At 71.7% G+C, this 15,210-nt stretch carries 15 protein-coding genes; 13 read left to right on the forward strand and 2 right to left on the reverse strand.

The features are described from left to right. Positions 1-65: 65 nt before the first annotated feature. From I004_RS0117380 to I004_RS34485, 4 genes are all read left to right on the forward strand, one after another. Complete coding sequence (locus I004_RS0117380; protein WP_028436547.1) at positions 66-1,433, forward strand: glutamine synthetase family protein; 1,368 nt, start codon at positions 66-68, stop codon at positions 1,431-1,433. 28 nt (positions 1,434-1,461) lie between these two features. Continuing rightward, on the forward strand, positions 1,462-2,829 hold the full coding sequence (locus I004_RS0117385; RefSeq protein ID WP_051345135.1) for an aldehyde dehydrogenase family protein: 1,368 nt from the start codon (positions 1,462-1,464) through the stop codon (positions 2,827-2,829). Next, on the forward strand, positions 2,826-3,632 hold the full coding sequence (locus I004_RS0117390; RefSeq protein WP_028436549.1) for a 3-oxoacyl-ACP reductase: 807 nt from the start codon (positions 2,826-2,828) through the stop codon (positions 3,630-3,632). The genes I004_RS0117385 and I004_RS0117390 overlap by 4 nt, the downstream gene beginning before the upstream one ends. 82 nt (positions 3,633-3,714) lie before the next feature. Beyond that, positions 3,715-4,551, forward strand: a complete 837-nt coding sequence (locus tag I004_RS34485; protein WP_051345113.1) for a DUF2510 domain-containing protein — start codon at positions 3,715-3,717, stop codon at positions 4,549-4,551. A gap of 111 nt (positions 4,552-4,662) precedes the next feature. Here the strand turns inward: I004_RS34485 and I004_RS0117400 are convergent, their stop codons facing one another. Next, positions 4,663-5,877 (reverse strand): amino acid deaminase/aldolase, encoded by a 1,215-nt coding sequence (locus tag I004_RS0117400; protein ID WP_028436550.1) that lies wholly within the window; start codon positions 5,875-5,877, stop codon positions 4,663-4,665. A gap of 688 nt (positions 5,878-6,565) precedes the next feature. Between I004_RS0117400 and I004_RS0117405 the strand changes: the two genes are divergently transcribed. From I004_RS0117405 to I004_RS34495, 4 genes are all read left to right on the forward strand, one after another. Then, entirely contained in the window at positions 6,566-7,432 is an 867-nt protein-coding gene (locus tag I004_RS0117405; RefSeq protein WP_037976692.1) for a hypothetical protein, read from the forward strand. Between the two features lie 14 nt (positions 7,433-7,446). After that, positions 7,447-8,661 (forward strand): type VII secretion-associated serine protease mycosin, encoded by a 1,215-nt coding sequence (mycP, locus tag I004_RS34490; RefSeq protein ID WP_051345114.1) that lies wholly within the window; start codon positions 7,447-7,449, stop codon positions 8,659-8,661. A 130-nt stretch (positions 8,662-8,791) separates the two neighbouring features. Further along, entirely contained in the window at positions 8,792-9,553 is a 762-nt protein-coding gene (locus tag I004_RS0117415) for an SseB family protein (RefSeq protein ID WP_028436552.1), read from the forward strand. A 189-nt stretch (positions 9,554-9,742) separates the two neighbouring features. Then, entirely contained in the window at positions 9,743-10,480 is a 738-nt protein-coding gene (locus tag I004_RS34495) for an MIP family channel protein (RefSeq protein ID WP_037976568.1), read from the forward strand. A gap of 50 nt (positions 10,481-10,530) precedes the next feature. Here I004_RS34495 and I004_RS0117425 read toward each other — a convergent pair whose 3' ends face one another. Continuing rightward, positions 10,531-10,920, reverse strand: a complete 390-nt coding sequence (locus I004_RS0117425) for a DUF1844 domain-containing protein (RefSeq protein ID WP_028436553.1) — start codon at positions 10,918-10,920, stop codon at positions 10,531-10,533. A 285-nt stretch (positions 10,921-11,205) separates the two neighbouring features. Between I004_RS0117425 and infC the strand changes: the two genes are divergently transcribed. From infC to I004_RS0117450, 5 genes are all read left to right on the forward strand, one after another. After that, a complete protein-coding gene (gene infC / locus I004_RS0117430) occupies positions 11,206-11,880 on the forward strand; it encodes a translation initiation factor IF-3 (protein WP_078511370.1) in 675 nt (224 codons plus the stop codon). Between the two features lie 117 nt (positions 11,881-11,997). Further along, entirely contained in the window at positions 11,998-12,192 is a 195-nt protein-coding gene (gene rpmI / locus I004_RS0117435; protein WP_028436555.1) for a 50S ribosomal protein L35, read from the forward strand. 81 nt (positions 12,193-12,273) lie between these two features. Next, positions 12,274-12,657 (forward strand): 50S ribosomal protein L20, encoded by a 384-nt coding sequence (rplT, locus tag I004_RS0117440; RefSeq protein ID WP_028436556.1) that lies wholly within the window; start codon positions 12,274-12,276, stop codon positions 12,655-12,657. 107 nt (positions 12,658-12,764) lie between these two features. Continuing rightward, entirely contained in the window at positions 12,765-13,655 is an 891-nt protein-coding gene (locus tag I004_RS0117445) for a TrmH family RNA methyltransferase (protein ID WP_028436557.1), read from the forward strand. A 275-nt stretch (positions 13,656-13,930) separates the two neighbouring features. Further along, a complete protein-coding gene (locus tag I004_RS0117450) occupies positions 13,931-15,142 on the forward strand; it encodes an ATP-binding protein (protein WP_078511340.1) in 1,212 nt (403 codons plus the stop codon). Positions 15,143-15,210 lie beyond the last annotated feature (68 nt).

A 15,210-nucleotide genomic window follows, 5' to 3' on the forward strand; every position in this document is an offset into this window, starting at 1 on the left:
CCCTTCCGAACCAATGGTCTCCGGGACTACCTTATGACTTCCGGTGGACCGACAGGAGGCCAGACGTGGCAGAACGCACACCATTGCTCTCCGTCGACGAGCTGCGGGTGCTCGTCGAACGGGAGGAGATCGACACCGTCGCCCTGGCCTTCACCGATATGCAAGGGCGGCTGCAGGGCAAGAGGTTCGCGGCCCGCCACTTCCTGGACGAGGTCCTGGAGAACGGCACCGAGGGCTGCAACTACCTGCTCGCCGTGGACGTCGACCTGAACACCGTCGACGGCTACAGCATGTCCTCCTGGGAGCGCGGTTACGGCGACTTCGCCATGCACGGCGACACCAGCACCATGCGCCTCGTCCCCTGGAACCCGGGCACGGCGATGGTGACCGCCGATCTGGCGTGGCACGACGGCTCTCCCGTCGTCGCCTCCCCGCGGCAGATCCTCCGCCGCCAGCTCGACCGTCTCGCCGAGCGTGGCTGGAGCGCGTACACCGGCACCGAGCTGGAGTTCATGGTCTTTCAGAACACCTACGAGCAGGCCTGGGACAGCGCGTACCGGGACCTGACCCCGGCGAACCAGTACAACGTCGACTACTCGATGCTCGGCACCGGCCGCGTCGAGCCGCTGCTGCGCCGCATCCGCAACGAGATGGGCGCGGCGGGGATGAAGGTGGAGTCCGCGAAGGGCGAGTGCAACCTGGGCCAGCACGAGATCGCCTTCCGCTACGACGAGGCGCTCACGACCTGCGACCAGCACGTCGTGTACAAGACGGGCGCCAAGGAGATCGCCGCACAGTCGGGCCAGGCGCTCACCTTCATGGCCAAGTTCAACGAGCGCGAGGGCAATTCCTGCCACATCCATCTCTCGCTGCGCGACGAGAACGGTGCCCCTGTCCTCGCCGACGACGACGGCCCGTACGGGATGTCCGCCACGATGCGGCACTTCCTGGCCGGACAGCTCGCGGCCATGCGGGAGTTCACGCTGCTCTACGCCCCGAACATCAACTCCTACAAGCGTTTCCAGCCGGGTTCCTTCGCACCCACGGCCGTGGCCTGGGGGCCGGACAACCGCACGTGCGCGCTGCGCATCGTCGGGCACGGACACAGCCACCGCCTGGAGAACCGGGTGCCCGGCGGCGACGTGAACCCGTACCTGGCCACCGCCGGGATGATCGCGGCGGGCCTCCACGGCGTGGAGCAGAAGCTGGAGCTCGAGGAGGCCTGTACCGGCAACGCCTATTCGGGGGACGCCCCGCACGTGCCCTCCACGCTGCGCGAGGCTGCCGAGCTGTGGGAGCAGAGCGCCATCGCGCGCGAGGCGTTCGGCGAGGAAGTCGTGACGCACTACTTGAACATGGCGCACGTCGAGCAGAAGGCGTACGACACGGCCGTCACGGACTGGGAGCGCTTCCGCTCCTTCGAGCGCATGTGAGGAACGAACTTTGCAGGACGAGCACCACGTGAACGAGCTCCCGGTCATCAACCCCTCGACCGAGGAACTGATCACTACCGTGACCGCCGCCGGCCCGGCGGAAGTCGATGCGGCCGTGCGGCGGGCGGTGAGCGCGCAGAGCGCTTGGGCAGCGCTCGCTCCGGGCGAACGGGCCCGGCTGCTGCGCCGGTTCGCGGTCGTCGTCGACGAACACCTCGAGGAACTGGCCGGGTTGGAGGTACAGGAGGCCGGACACCCTGTCGGCAACGCGCGGTTCGAGGCGGGCAACGTCCGCGACCTGCTCGACTACGCAGCCGGGGGAGTGGAGCGGCTCAGCGGCCGTCAGATCCCGGTCGAGGGAGGCATCGACGTCACCTTCGCCGAACCGCTCGGCGTCGTCGCCGTCATCGCGCCCTGGAACTTCCCCATGCCGGTGGCCGCTTGGGGCACGGCGCCCGCGCTGGCCGCGGGCAACGCGGTCGTACTCAAGCCCGCGGAGACCACGCCGCTGACGGCGCTGCGCCTGAGTGAACTCGCCCTGGAGGCGGGACTTCCCGAGCACCTCTTCCAAGTGCTGCCCGGCGAGGGCCCGGTGGCGGGTACAGCGCTGGTGGAGCACCCGCGGGTGGCCAAGGTCGTCTTCACCGGTTCGACCGCCGTCGGCAGGGACATCATGGCCCGGTGCGCGGCGAGCGTGAAGCCGGTGACGCTCGAACTCGGCGGCAAGAGCCCCAACATCGTCTTCGCCGACGCCGATCTCGAACTGGCCGCCACCGCCGCCCCCGGCTCGTTCCTGGACAACACCGGCCAGGACTGCTGCGCGCGCAGCCGCATCCTGGTGCAGCGCGAGGTCTACGACCGCTTCCTGGAGTTGCTGGAGCCGGCGGTGAAGACCTTCACGGCCGGCGACCCGGCCGACCCGGCGACGCAGATGGGCCCGCTCATCTCGGAGCGCCAGCGCGAGCGCGTGCGCGGCTACGTCCCCGAGGACGAACCCGCCCTGATCCGGGGGGACGTCCCCCGCGGAAAGGGCTTCTGGTACCCGGCCACCGTCCTGGAGGGGCGGCCCGGCGACCGGCGCAGCGCAGAGGAGATCTTCGGACCGGTGGCCGTGGCCATCCCCTTCGAGGACGAGGCGGAGGCCGTCCGCATCGCCAACGACTCCGACTACGGCCTGTCGGGCTCGATCTGGACCCGTGACGTGGGCCGTGCGCTGCGCGTCTCGTGCGGCGTCCAGGCAGGCAACCTGTCGGTCAACTCCCACAGTGCCGTGCGCTACACGACTCCCTTCGGCGGCTACAAGCAGTCGGGGCTGGGCCGTGAACTCGGCCCCGACGCGCTGGCCGCCTTCACCGAGACCAAGAACGTCTTCATCAGTACGGAGGAACAGCCGTGACCGAATCGCTCACCGGCCCCGAGGGGGCAACGCCCCAGTGCCGGCGCCTGACCGGCCGCACCGCCGTGGTGACGGGTGCGGGCAGCGGCATCGGCCTCGCGTCCGCGCGCCGCCTCGCCTCGGAGGGCGCCAAGGTGGTCTGTGCCGACGTCGACGGCGAGCGCGGCAAGAAGGCGGCCGAGGAGACCGGCGGACTGTACGTGGAGACGGACGTCACCGACGCCGCCCAGGTCGAGGCACTCTTCCGCACCGCTCACGAGACGTACGGCTCGGTCGACATCGCCTTCAACAACGCGGGCATCTCGCCTCCGGACGACGACTCGATCCTCACCACCGGCATCGACGCGTGGCAGCGCGTGCAGCAGGTCAACCTCACCTCGGTCTACCTGTGCTGCAAGCACGCCATCCCGTACATGCAGCGGCAGGGACGCGGCTCGATCATCAACACCGCCTCCTTCGTCGCCATTCTGGGCGCGGCCACCTCCCAGATCAGCTACACGGCGTCCAAGGGCGGTGTGCTCGCGATGTCGCGGGAGCTGGGCGTGCAGTTCGCACGGGAGGGCATCAGGGTCAACGCGATCTGCCCCGGGCCCGTCAACACCCCGCTGCTGAGGGAGCTGTTCGCGAAGGACCCGGAGCGTGCGCAGCGCCGCCTCGTGCACGTGCCGCCGGGCCGCTTCGCCGAGCCGGAGGAGATCGCTGCCGCCGTGGCCTTCCTGGCCAGCGACGACGCCTCGTTCGTCAACGCGACGGACTTCATGGTGGACGGCGGCATCTCCGGGGCGTACGTGACGCCCGTCTGACCCTGTCCCTGCGGGGACGCCTCCGGCCGGGCGGTGACTGTGTGATTCGTACACACGTTGCCCTACAGTGCGATGCGTGAGCATGACGACGCCGCCCGGCTGGTACCCCGATCCCGACCCTGCGCAGAGAGCCAACTCGCCCTCTGCGGAACGCTGGTGGGACGGGACGTCCTGGACCGGGCAGACCCGCACCAAGGCGGCCGTGCGCGGCCCTCTCGTGGCGGGCATCGTCGGTGCGGTGGTCCTTGTCGCCGCCCTCGTCGTCAGCGTCGTCCTGGCCTTCGGCACCGGCCCCGGCTCCGGTCTCACGCGCGACGAGGCCGGAGCGGGCGAGCCCGACACCCCCGACGAGGACGAGGACGGGGGAGCACCCGAGGAGGACCCGGAAGCCCCCGGCGGGCCCGAGGGCGACGTCCCCGCGGCGGGAGTCGATCTACCGGTCCTGAAGGGCTGGGACCACGACCCGTTCGGGCCGATGGTCACCACCGGGGAGTACAAGTGCCCCGGAAGCAAGGAGGAGAGCTGCCTGCGCGGCTCCTCCGTCATCGTCGTGGCTCCCGCGGGCAAGAGCAGCGCAGAGGACACCGCGAAGAAGGACATCGGGCGGTTCGCCAAGCTCGCCTACAGCAAGGGCACTTACGGCGGTATCACCTCGCGCGAGGCGGTCGCCTCCGAGAAGACCTCGGTGGCCGGCCAGGACGCGTACCGGGTGCGCTGGAAGATCGTCAACCGCACCAAGCCGGACGCCTACGTCGAGTCCGTGGCCTTCACACACCCCGACGGGTCGGGGGAGATGCTGCTGCTGCGCACCGGCTTCGACATCGCGAAGTCCGCGCCGCCGCTGAGCGACATGGACAAGCTGGCCGAAGGAGTCACCGAGCGCGAAGCCGAACAGGACAGCCCGAGCGAAGACGTATGAGAACGGACGGGGGTGATCCGCTCGGGGGCGTGCGCACTCCCCGCCGCGCCGGTTATGCGAGCCCTTCGCGAACGGTGAGGCGGGCCCTGTCCGGGGGCCGCCGCACGATTCTCAGAGGAACGTGTGACCCTCGCCCCGGTACGTCGGGAACGTGCCGGTGACCCGGCCGCCCTCGATCGCGTGCAGCGTGTCGAACCGCTCGCACAGCTCACCGGCCTTGGCGTGCCGGAACCAGACCCGGTCTCCCACGAGGAGATCGTCGGCGGGCGGCCCGAGCAGCGGCGTCTGCACCTCGCCCGCCGCCTCCTGCTTGTCGTAGCGCAGCCCTTCGGGAAGGTAGGGCTGCGGCAGACGGTCCGGGCCGGGCGCTCCGGAGGCCGGATAGCCGCCGCCCAGGACCGTCACCACGCCCACGCCCGGTCTGCGTACGACCGGCAGGGCGAACAGCGCGGCCGGACGCCCGGTGAACGACGTGTAGTGGTCGAACAGGCGCGGCACGAACAGGCCGGAGCCCGCCGCGATCTCCGTGACCGCCTCCTCGGCCGCCGTGTGCTGCACGCTCCCCGTGCCGCCCCCGTTGACGAGCTCCAGGCCTGGGGCGACGCTGCGCACCGCCCGCACGGCCGCCGCCCTGCGCGCGGCCAGCTCCCGCTTGGCCGCCGCCTGCATGAGCCGTACGCCGCGCGAGCGTGCCCAGTTGCCCGGTGCCGCGTCGCCGACTCCGGCGATGTGCCCCTCGTATGCCATCAATCCCGTCAGGCGGAAGCCCTCGCGGCGGGTGACCGAGCGGGCGAGCTCCGCGAGCCGCGTGGGGGAGTGGACCGGTGATCGGCGCGCGCCGATGCGGACACGACCGCCCAACAGCCGCAGGGACGTGTCGAGTTCGAGACAGACCCGGATCTCCTGCGTGCCGCCTTCCCTCGCGGCGTCGATGAGGTCCAGCTGGTCGGTGTCGTCGACCATCACGGTCACGCTCCGGGCGAGCTTCGGGTCCGAGGCGAGTTCGGTGTACCCGGAACGGTCCGCGGAGGGATAGGCCAGCAGCACGTCGTCGATCCCGGAGCGCGCCAGCCACAGCGACTCGGCGAGCGTGAAGGAGAGCACCCCGGCGAAGCCGTCACGGGAGAGCACCCGCTCCAACAGCGCCCTGCAGCGCACCGACTTGCTGGCCACGCGGATGGGCTTTCCGCCCGCGCGGCGCACCAGGTCGGAGGCGTTGGCGTCGAACGCGTCCAGGTCGACGACGGCCAGCGGCGGGTCCAGATGTGCCGTCGCACGGTCGTAGCGGGTGCGGTCGGCTGCGAGGTCTGAAGAGGCGTCGGGCACGCGGGCAGCTTGCCAGAGCGAAGGCGTGCAGGACAGCCCTCCCATCTTGCTCGACCGGGTTGCCGGGACCACCAGTTCGCACCGTAGAGTGACGGCCGCACGCTGCCGCGAGTCTGGACCAGCGGCGTGCTGTCCGATGAGAACCGGCATGCCCCGAAAGGGGTCGTGTGGGGTGGCGCTGCGCGCGGGAGGGGTGCAGATGAGCACTGATGCCGACCGCACACACTCCCAGGACCCTTCCCCGGGCTCATATCCCGGGCGTCCCCAGGTCCCGCCACGCCCCGCCTTTCCCCCGCGCCCGTCCGCGCCTCCGCGCCAGGGCGGGCCCGTGGAGCATGCACAGAGAGACGAGCCCACCGCACACATGCCGCACGACACGGAATCGGACGCATCCAGGCCCGAACCGGAGTCCTCGTCCGCCCCGTCAGACTCTTCTGCCGATCGCGACCGGCCCGGCGCGTCGTCCCCGTCCGGCGGGCCGCAGCTTCCCCAGGTCGCAGCGATTCCCCAGCCCCCGCCGCCCACAGGCGAGCCGCTGACGTCCTGGCCGCCGCGCCGCAGCCTGCCCCACTCCGACGACGCCGGGCGGACCCGTGATGACGGCCCGGCGGGGGACAGATACATCCGGGGCACCGGCTCCGCCGCACCGCTTCCGCCTGCGAGCACCGTCCCGCCCCAGCGTCCGGTGGTGGGACCTCCGGCACCGGCCGGGAATCCCCTTCCGCCGTGGCCGTCCGACCATCCCGACTCCGGACCTCCCACGTGGCAGCTGAGGCCCATCAGCGACAAGCCCGCGCACCACCGGCCCGCGCCCCGCACCGTCGCCGCCGCCGTCTGTCTCGTCCTTGGCGTGGGTCTGCTGGGCGGGGCGGCGGCCGGTACGTTCCTCACCGACGATCCGGGCCAACAGGCCGCCACCGAGGGGTCGTTCGACGACATGCGGGCCGCGTGGCACAACAGCTCCGTCGACGCCCTCTTCCCGCGCGTCCTCGAAGGGAAGGGCGCCGGCCCCGGCGGGGCCGACCGCCGCTGGCTCCGCGTCGCGGTCGCGCCCGACAGCAACTGCCGTGAGGGGTTCGACCCGTTGCTCGCCAAGGCACTCCTGCCCGTCGGCTGCAGCCGCCTCGTACGCGCCACGTACGCCGACGAGACGACCAGTTCCGTGACGACCGTCGGTCTGCTCTTCACCCGCTCCGAGGGTGCGGGCATGCGCGCGCTCCGCAAGCGGTTCGCGGTCGAGAACCTCAGCGAGCGCACCGATCTGATGCCCCGTCCCTACGGGTCACGCGGCACGGTCTCGGCCGACTTCGGCGACGCGCAGCGTGCCAGCTGGACGATCCGGGTGCTCTCCGACGCACCCGTCGTCGTCTACGCCGTGAGCGGCTTCGCGGACGGACGGATCGTCAGCGACCCGCAGGCCGCAGCGGAGGCGACCGAGAAGGGCGAGACCTCGGCGGCCGCACAGGCCGGTCTCGGCCACGACGCACAGGGCATCGCGGACCGCATCGAGCGCCGGCTGCGCAATGCGGCAGGGGAAGAAGAGGGCGACCAGTGAGGCAGACACGTCCCATGGGAGGTCCGGCCCGGCACAGCGGACCGCGACGGCTGGCCGTCGTGGCGCTCGCGGCGGCGCTCGGGCTGCTCCCGGCAGCCGGGATCGCTCAGGCGGCCGAGGGCGAGGGCGTCCAGCGCCAGCAGTGGGGCCTGAAGGCCCTCCAGGCGGAGGACGCCTGGAAGACCACCAAGGGCAAGGGCATCACCGTCGCCGTGCTGGACACCGGGGTCGACCCCGGCCATCCGGACCTGAAGGGCAGCGTCCACGGGGGACGTGACTTCATCCGCATGGGAGCCAAGAAGGGCGACCGCGCGTGGGCACGGCACGGCACCGCCATGGCGGGGATCATCGCCGGCCACGGTCACGGCAAGGGCGACAAGCTCGGCGTCATGGGCGTCGCGCCCGAGGCGAAGATCCTTCCCGTGAGGGTCCTCCTCGAGGACAGCGACCCCAAGCGCAAGGAGGCCCGCAACGCGCGCGCCACCGCCCTCGCCGACGGGATCCGCTGGGCCGCCGACAAGGGCGCGGATGTCATCAACCTCTCCCTCGGCGACGACAGCAGCTCCGCTCATCCCGAGCCCGGCGAGGACGCCGCCGTCCGCTACGCCCAGCGCCGGGGCTCCGTGGTCGTGGCCTCCGCCGGCAACGGCGGCGAGGAGGGCGACCACGTCTCCTACCCGGCCGCCTATCCCGGCGTCATGGCGGTCACGGCCGTCGACCGCCGCGGTGCACGGGCCTCCTTCTCCACCCGGCGCTGGTACGCGACCGTCGCCGCCCCCGGCAAGGGCGTGCTGATCGCAGACCCCGACCGCCACTACTACGAGGGCTGGGGCACCAGCGCCGCCTCGGCGTTCGCCTCCGGTGCGGTCGTGCTCGTACGGGCCGCCCACCCCGACCTCAGCCCCGCTCAGGTCAAGGAGCTGATCTCCGACACGGCACGCCACACCCCGGAGGGCGGACGCAGCGACGCCCTGGGCACGGGCGTCGTCGACCCGGCGGCAGCCATCGAGATGGGCTCGAACATCAAGCCCCGCAAGCAGGAGCCCAGTCATCCGCCGTACCGGAGCGAATTCTTCGGAACCGGCCCGGACGACGGACCCAGCGCGGGCTGGCTGGCGACCATCGCCGCCGTGCTCGGGCTGCTGCTCGTCGGCGGTGCGGTGGCCGTGCACAAGGGCGTGACTCTGGAGACGCTGCGCGGCCTGCGTACGGGGTCGCCGGAGCGCTGAAGAACGGAGCCCTGCGGCTCCCGCAGTGAGAGAGACGCGACGGGCCGGACGGGGTTCGGCGGGTGCAGGAGGTTCGGCTGCGCCCCGGCGTCGGAACCCGCCGCGGCTCGGAACTAAGCTGCCGTCCGTGGTGCCGCTCAAGAACATCCCCGATCCCGGCTTCGCAGCCGACACCGGCTCGGCCGACCCCGCCCTCGCCGAGGCGCTCGCCGCCTGGCAGGCCGCCCCCGGGGGACCGGGCGCCGAACAGCGCGTGCTCGAAGCCCTCGCCGGGGGGCGGTTGCTGGTCCCCGTCGTCGCGGTCCTGGGCGAGGCCGAAACCGACGAGTCGGGGCTGCGCCGCGACAAGACGAGCGACATGGCCGTGCCGACGCTCACCTCTCCAGGAGGGCGCCGGGCACTGCCCGCGTTCACGAGCACCGAGACCCTCGCCCGCTGGAACGCGGAGGCGCGGCCCGTGGCCGTCCCCCTGGGCCAGGCGCTGCGGGCGCTCGTCCAGGAGCGAGCCGACACCCTCGTCCTGGACCTCGCCGGGCCCGTGACGTATCAGCTCACCGGCGCCGCGCTCCGTGCGCTCGCCGAGGGCCGCACCAGCACCGACCCGGCCGCCGACCCCCAGGTCACGGCCGCGCTGCGCGCCGTGCTGGAGGCCGAGCCCGATGTGGCGGGCGCATTTCTGGCGCCCGGCGGTCCCGTGGCCGACGCCACCCTCGCCCTGACGCTCACCCCGGACGCCGCCGCCGACTCCGCGACGGCCACAGCGACCGTGCGGCGGCTGGCCGGTGCGCTCGCGTCCGACGAGACGCTGCGCTCTCGTCTCGTCCGGGGCCTCGAGCTTGCGCTGCTCCCGCCCGGCAGCACCCTGCCCGAGGACGCTCTCCACCGGCGCTGACTGTCTTCCCCTCGGCCCTGCGGCCCGGGGATGCCCTCACCTGCAAGGCGCTTTGCGGCGGCCCGATCGCCCGGGAAAGCGTGGCCGAGCGCATCGTCGCTGGTGAATGGCCTGTTCCCGCTCGACATGCGAGCCCGGCGCAGGCGGCGGAGGATGGTGGACGACCATTCCCGACGTGTCAGGAGTGCCATGTCGACCGAGACGGAGCTGCAGACCACTGCGGCGGAATTCCTGGGAACCCTGGTCCTCGTGTTCTTCGCCGTGGGCGCCACGGTGCTGTCGGGTGAGTACATCGGGACGCTCGGCATCGCCCTCGCGTTCGGGTTCACGCTGCTCGCGCTGGCCTACGTCTTCGGACCGGTCTCCGGCGCCCACGTGAACCCCGCGGTCACCCTCGGGATGGTGGCGGCAAAGCGCATGGACCTGCCGACCGCGATCAGGTACTGGGTCGCGCAGATCGCCGGCGCCATCGCGGGTGCCGCACTGCTCTTCCTGCTCGCCAAGCAGGTCCCCGGACTGCAGACCAGCGAGAGCTTCGGCAGCAACGGCTTCGGTGACCGCTCCGCCGTGCAGATCAACCTGGGCGGCGCGTTCCTGGCGGAGTTGATGTTGACCGCGCTGCTCGTCTATGTCTACCTGTGCATGACCCACAAGGTGACCATCGCGGGCTTCGGCGGCATCCCCATCGGCCTGACGCTGGCCGTGGTCAATCTGATCGGCATCCCGCTGACGGGCGCCTCGGTCAACCCGGCCCGCAGCCTGGGCCCGGCCATCTTCGCCGGCGGTGCCGCACTGACCCAGTTCTGGCTCTTCCTCGTGGCCCCGCTCGTGGGGGGCCTGCTGGCGGCGGCGGTGCACCGCGTCACGCACCCTCCCGCCGGCGCGGAACTGCACAGGAACCTTCAGCCTTCGGGGTCCCCCCGCTGAACGCACGGCACGGGCCGGGCCGGATCACCTCCGGTCCGGCCCCGTGTGTGTCAGCTGAACACGGGGCCCGTGAACTTCTCGCCGGGGCCCTGCCCGGGCTCGTCCGGCACCGCCGACGCCTCGCGGAAGGCCAGCTGCAGCGACTTCAGACCGTCGCGGAGCGGCGCCGCGTGGTACGTGCCGATCTCCGTGGCGCTCGCGGTGACGAGGCCGGCCAGGGAGTGGATGAGCTTGCGCGCCTCGTCCAGGTCGCGGTGCTGCTCGCCGTCCTCGGAGAGGCCGAGGTTGACCGCGGCCGAGCTCATCAGATGCACAGCGACCGTGGTGATGACCTCGACCGCCGGGACGTCCGCGATGTCGCGGGTCAAGCTGTCGAAGTCGGGAGCACCAGGGCCCTGACCGCCGGCCCCCGCGGGGCGATTCGATTCGGTGTCGCTCATGCGTGCCACCCTAGGCCCCTCCGCCGTGAGGGCTCCCGCCCAGGTGACCCCGGTGGGGACCATCTGTGACCCCTGGTATGCTGGGATATCGACCGGCTGGAGAGTACGTGCTTCAGCCCGCAAGTGGAGGCTCCGAACTCCCACCTGACGGCCCCGCCGGGCCGCGGGTCAACGGTCAGGCTGCGCCCCGCGGATCGCGCGATGGTGCTCCAGGTCTTTGAGGAGCCACCGCCTGTGTCCGTCAGGGGCGTTTTTGCGTCCCCGGCGCGGTGGTCACAAGACGACATCACTTGCGCGGCCGTCCGCCAGACCGCCGCGTCGTGTACCCGAGGAGGCCCCATCAGCGCCGAGCCCCGCATCAACGACCGGATTCGAGTCCCTGAGGTGCGACTCGTCGGTCCCAGTGGCGAGCAGGTCGGCATCGTGCCGCTTGCCAAGGCCCTGGAGCTCGCACAGGAATACGACCTCGACCTCGTCGAGGTGGCGGCCACAGCCCGTCCGCCGGTGTGCAAGCTCATGGACTACGGAAAGTTCAAGTACGAGTCGGCCATGAAGGCCCGTGAGGCACGCAAGAACCAGGCGCACACGGTCATCAAGGAGATGAAGCTCCGGCCGAAGATCGATCCGCACGACTACGACACCAAGAAGGGTCACGTCGTCCGGTTCCTCAAGCAGGGTGACAAGGTCAAGATCACGATCATGTTCCGCGGACGTGAGCAGTCCCGCCCCGAGCTGGGCTTCCGGCTGCTCCAGCGGCTCGCGGACGACGTCGCCGACCTGGGCTTCGTGGAATCCAACCCGAAGCAGGACGGCCGTAACATGATCATGGTGCTCGGTCCGCACAAGAAGAAGACCGAGGCCATGGCCGAAGCCCGCGAGGCTCAGGCCGCCCGCAAGGCCGGCCGCCAGCAGGAGAGCAGCCCCGCCGAGGAGCCCGCCGAGGAGCCCGCCGAGGCGTGAGCCCTCCAGGGCCCCCTCCCTCGGGACCCCCGGACAACCCGTTAAGCGACAGACGGCGCCTCCGCCGCCGGCCCCCGGCCGAGTGCGAGGTGTCACCGACGAGGAGTGAACGGCGACATGCCGAAGAACAAGACGCACAGTGGTGCCCGCAAGCGCTTCAAGATCACCGGCTCGGGCAAGGTGATGCGCCAGCGTGCCGGCCGCCGCCACTATCTCGAGCACAAGCCGTCCACGTTGACGCGCCGCCTTGCAGGCAGCACCGAGGCGGCCTCGGCCGACGCCAAGAAGGCCAAGAAGCTTCTCGGCAAGTAAGTCCGGCCCGGCCGGGACCCAATCGATTCGGGCTGGGTGGTCGTCCCACCAGACCGGCCCCGTGTACCAAGGAGTTATCAAGTGGCACGCGTCAAGCGGTCAGTCAACGCACACAAGAAGCGCCGGGCGATCCTCGAGCAGGCCAGCGGTTACCGCGGCCAGCGCTCGCGTCTGTACAGGAAGGCGAAGGAGCAGGTCACTCACTCCTACGTCTACAACTACAACGACCGCAAGCGGCGCAAGGGCGACTTCCGCCAGCTGTGGATCCAGCGCATCAATGCCGCTGCCCGGGCCAACGGCATCACCTACAACCGCTTCATCCAAGGTCTGAAGGCCGCCAACATCGAGGTGGACCGCAAGATCCTTGCCGACCTGGCGGTCAACGACGCGGGCGCGTTCACCGCTCTCGTCGAGGCGGCGCAGAAGGCCCTGCCGAGCGACGTCAACGCCCCGAAGGCAGCCTGAAGCACGCAGGCCATTGACGCACTGCAGCGGACCCGCGGGCACTATGCCCGCGGGTCCGCTGCTGTCGCGTGCCGCACGGTCTCGAATTGGGAAGTGAGCCACCGCCCATGGGCACCCCCGACCTGATCTCGCCGCGCTCCGCTCGCGTCGCCGCAGCGCGGCGCCTGGTGCGGCGCAACTTCCGCGCCAAGGACCGCCGTTTCCTCGCCGAGGGACCGCAGGCCGTGCGGGAGGCCGTGGCGCACCGGCCCGCCCGCACCGACGCGGGCGCGGGGAAGGAAGCCGGTCCCGCCCTGGTCGAGCTGTTCGCGACGCCTGAGGCAGCTGACCGCCACCCCGGGATCCTGCGTGAGGCGCGGGATTCGGGAGCCCGAGTCCATCTCGCCGAGCCGCAGACGCTCGACGGCATCGCCCAGACGGTCAGCCCGCAGGGCCTGATCGGGGTCTGCCGTTTCGTCGACTCCCCGCTGGAGGCGGTTCTCTCCGCCCGCCCGCGCCTCGTCGCGGTCCTCGCGCACGTACGGGATCCCGGGAACGCCGGCACCGTGCTGCGATGCGCAGACGCTGCCGGGGCCGACGCTGTCGTCCTGACCGACGCGTCCGTCGACCTCTACAACCCCAAGACCGTACGGGCGTCCGCGGGTTCGCTCTTTCATCTGCCCGTCGCCGTCGGCGTTCCCGTCGGGAAGGCCGCCGAGGGACTGCGCGCCGCCGGTGTTCGCCTGCTCGCCGCCGACGGGACCGGCGAGCGGGACCTGGACGCGGAACTCGATGCCGGCACCATGAGCGGTCCCACCGGCTGGATCTTCGGGAACGAGGCATGGGGCCTGCCCGAGGAGACCCGTGCCCTCGCGGACGAGGTGGTGCGGGTGCCGATCCACGGCCGAGCCGAGAGCCTCAACCTGGCGACTGCGGCGGCGGTCTGCCTGTACGCCTCGGCCCGTGCACAGCGCAGTCCCGGGGCGCGCGGCAGCGCCGCGAACGGCGACGGCCGGTAAGGCGCGCCCGGGGCCGCACCCCCGAGCGGGGGGCCACCCGGCGAGCGGCGAGGGAATCACCGGGCGAGTGCGCGCGGAAGCGGACCGGTGAACATGTGCCCGCCGGGCCCGTGTTCACGGCACGTCCTCCGCCGGCGCGTGCGGCTCCGCCCCGCGTCGCGGGGAGGGACATCGTGGACGCCGCACTAGTAGGGTGGCCGGGCCCGGGGCGGAGCCAGTCGAGGCAGTTGGGGCCGGTGGAGCCAGTGAGGCCAGACGAGGGGGGTGCAGCGGAAATGGAGGTGCGGACGCAGCGCACTCAGCCGCGCGGCGACCCGTCCCCGTCATCCGGTGCTCCCGCCGATCCGGCCGCAAGCAGCTCCGACGAGCAGCACGCCCAGGCCCCCGAAAGCGGCATCCCGCACCCCGGTCCGGCCCCCGCCGCAGCGGCCGCCGGACCCGGCGTACACCCCGACGATCTGCCCGACGGGCTCGTCGTCGCCGACGCGGCCGGGCGGGTCGTCTGCTTCAACGCCGCCGCGGTCCGCATCACGGGGCTCAGCTCCGCGGAGGCCCTAGGCGGCACCCTTCAGCAGGCGCTGCCCCTCGAGGACATGGACGGCCGCCGCTGGTGGCAGCTGACCGACCCCTATGGCGGCCTGGCCACCCGCACCGGCCAGCCCGAACGGAACCTGCTCCTGCCCGGCGGCCGCGAAGTCATGGTCGCCGCGCGCTACGTGCGGGCGCGCCCGAAGGGCCCGGTGCAGCGGCTCGTGGTGACCGTCCGCGGGACCGAGGCGCGGCGGCGTGCCGAGCGCAGCCATGCCGAACTGATAGCGACGGTCGCGCACGAACTGCGCTCGCCGCTCACGTCCGTGAAGGGCTTCACCGCGACGCTTCTGGCGAAGTGGGAGCGCTTCACCGACGACCAGAAACGGCTGATGCTGGAGACCGTCGACTCCGACGCCAACCGCGTCACCAGGCTCATCGCCGAACTGCTCGACATATCGCGCATCGACTCGGGACGCCTCGAGGTGCGGCGCCAGCCGGTGGACATGGCCGCGGCGGTACGCCGTCACGTCGAGGCGCACATCGCGGCCGGACGCTCCGCCGACCGCTTCGTCACACACATCAGCGAGCCGCTGCCCGGCCTGTGGGCGGACCCGGACAAGATCGACCAGGTGCTGGGCAACCTGCTGGAAAACGCGGTGCGGCACGGCGAGGGCACTGTCACCATTGAGGTGGCACCCGCACCCTCCCGCAGCGACGAAGAAGGAACGGCAGTCACCGTGAGCGACGAAGGCCCCGGCATCCCCGAGGAGTCGATGAGCCGCGTCTTCACCCGCTTCTGGCGGGGCAGCAAGCGCGGTGGCACCGGGCTGGGCCTGTACATCGTCAAGGGCATCGTTGAGGCGCACGGCGGAACGATCGCCGTGGACCGGGCGGTCGCCGGCGGCGCCCGGTTCCGATTTACCCTGCCCGTGGGCGCCCCGGCTTTCATGGCCTGAGCGGCGCGCACGGGCTTCTCCGCGGCCCGCGGGAGCGTGGCCCCTGCGCGTGATCGGCCGATCACGGC

The sequence above is a fragment of the Streptomyces sp. TAA486 genome (genome assembly GCF_000426165.1).

What these genes read in the sequence shown, in the direction of transcription:
- I004_RS34495 (WP_037976568.1), top strand. Translation starts at nt 9,743, where the DNA reads ATGTCGACCGAGACGGAGCTGCAGACCACTGCGGCGGAATTCCTGGGA.
- I004_RS0117445 (WP_028436557.1), top strand. Translation starts at nt 12,765, where the DNA reads ATGGGCACCCCCGACCTGATCTCGCCGCGCTCCGCTCGCGTCGCCGCA.
- mycP (WP_051345114.1), top strand. Translation starts at nt 7,447, where the DNA reads ATGGGAGGTCCGGCCCGGCACAGCGGACCGCGACGGCTGGCCGTCGTG.
- I004_RS0117450 (WP_078511340.1), top strand. Translation starts at nt 13,931, where the DNA reads ATGGAGGTGCGGACGCAGCGCACTCAGCCGCGCGGCGACCCGTCCCCG.
- I004_RS34485 (WP_051345113.1), top strand. Translation starts at nt 3,715, where the DNA reads ATGACGACGCCGCCCGGCTGGTACCCCGATCCCGACCCTGCGCAGAGA.
- I004_RS0117425 (WP_028436553.1), bottom strand. Translation starts at nt 10,920, where the DNA reads ATGAGCGACACCGAATCGAATCGCCCCGCGGGGGCCGGCGGTCAGGGC.
- rpmI (WP_028436555.1), top strand. Translation starts at nt 11,998, where the DNA reads ATGCCGAAGAACAAGACGCACAGTGGTGCCCGCAAGCGCTTCAAGATC.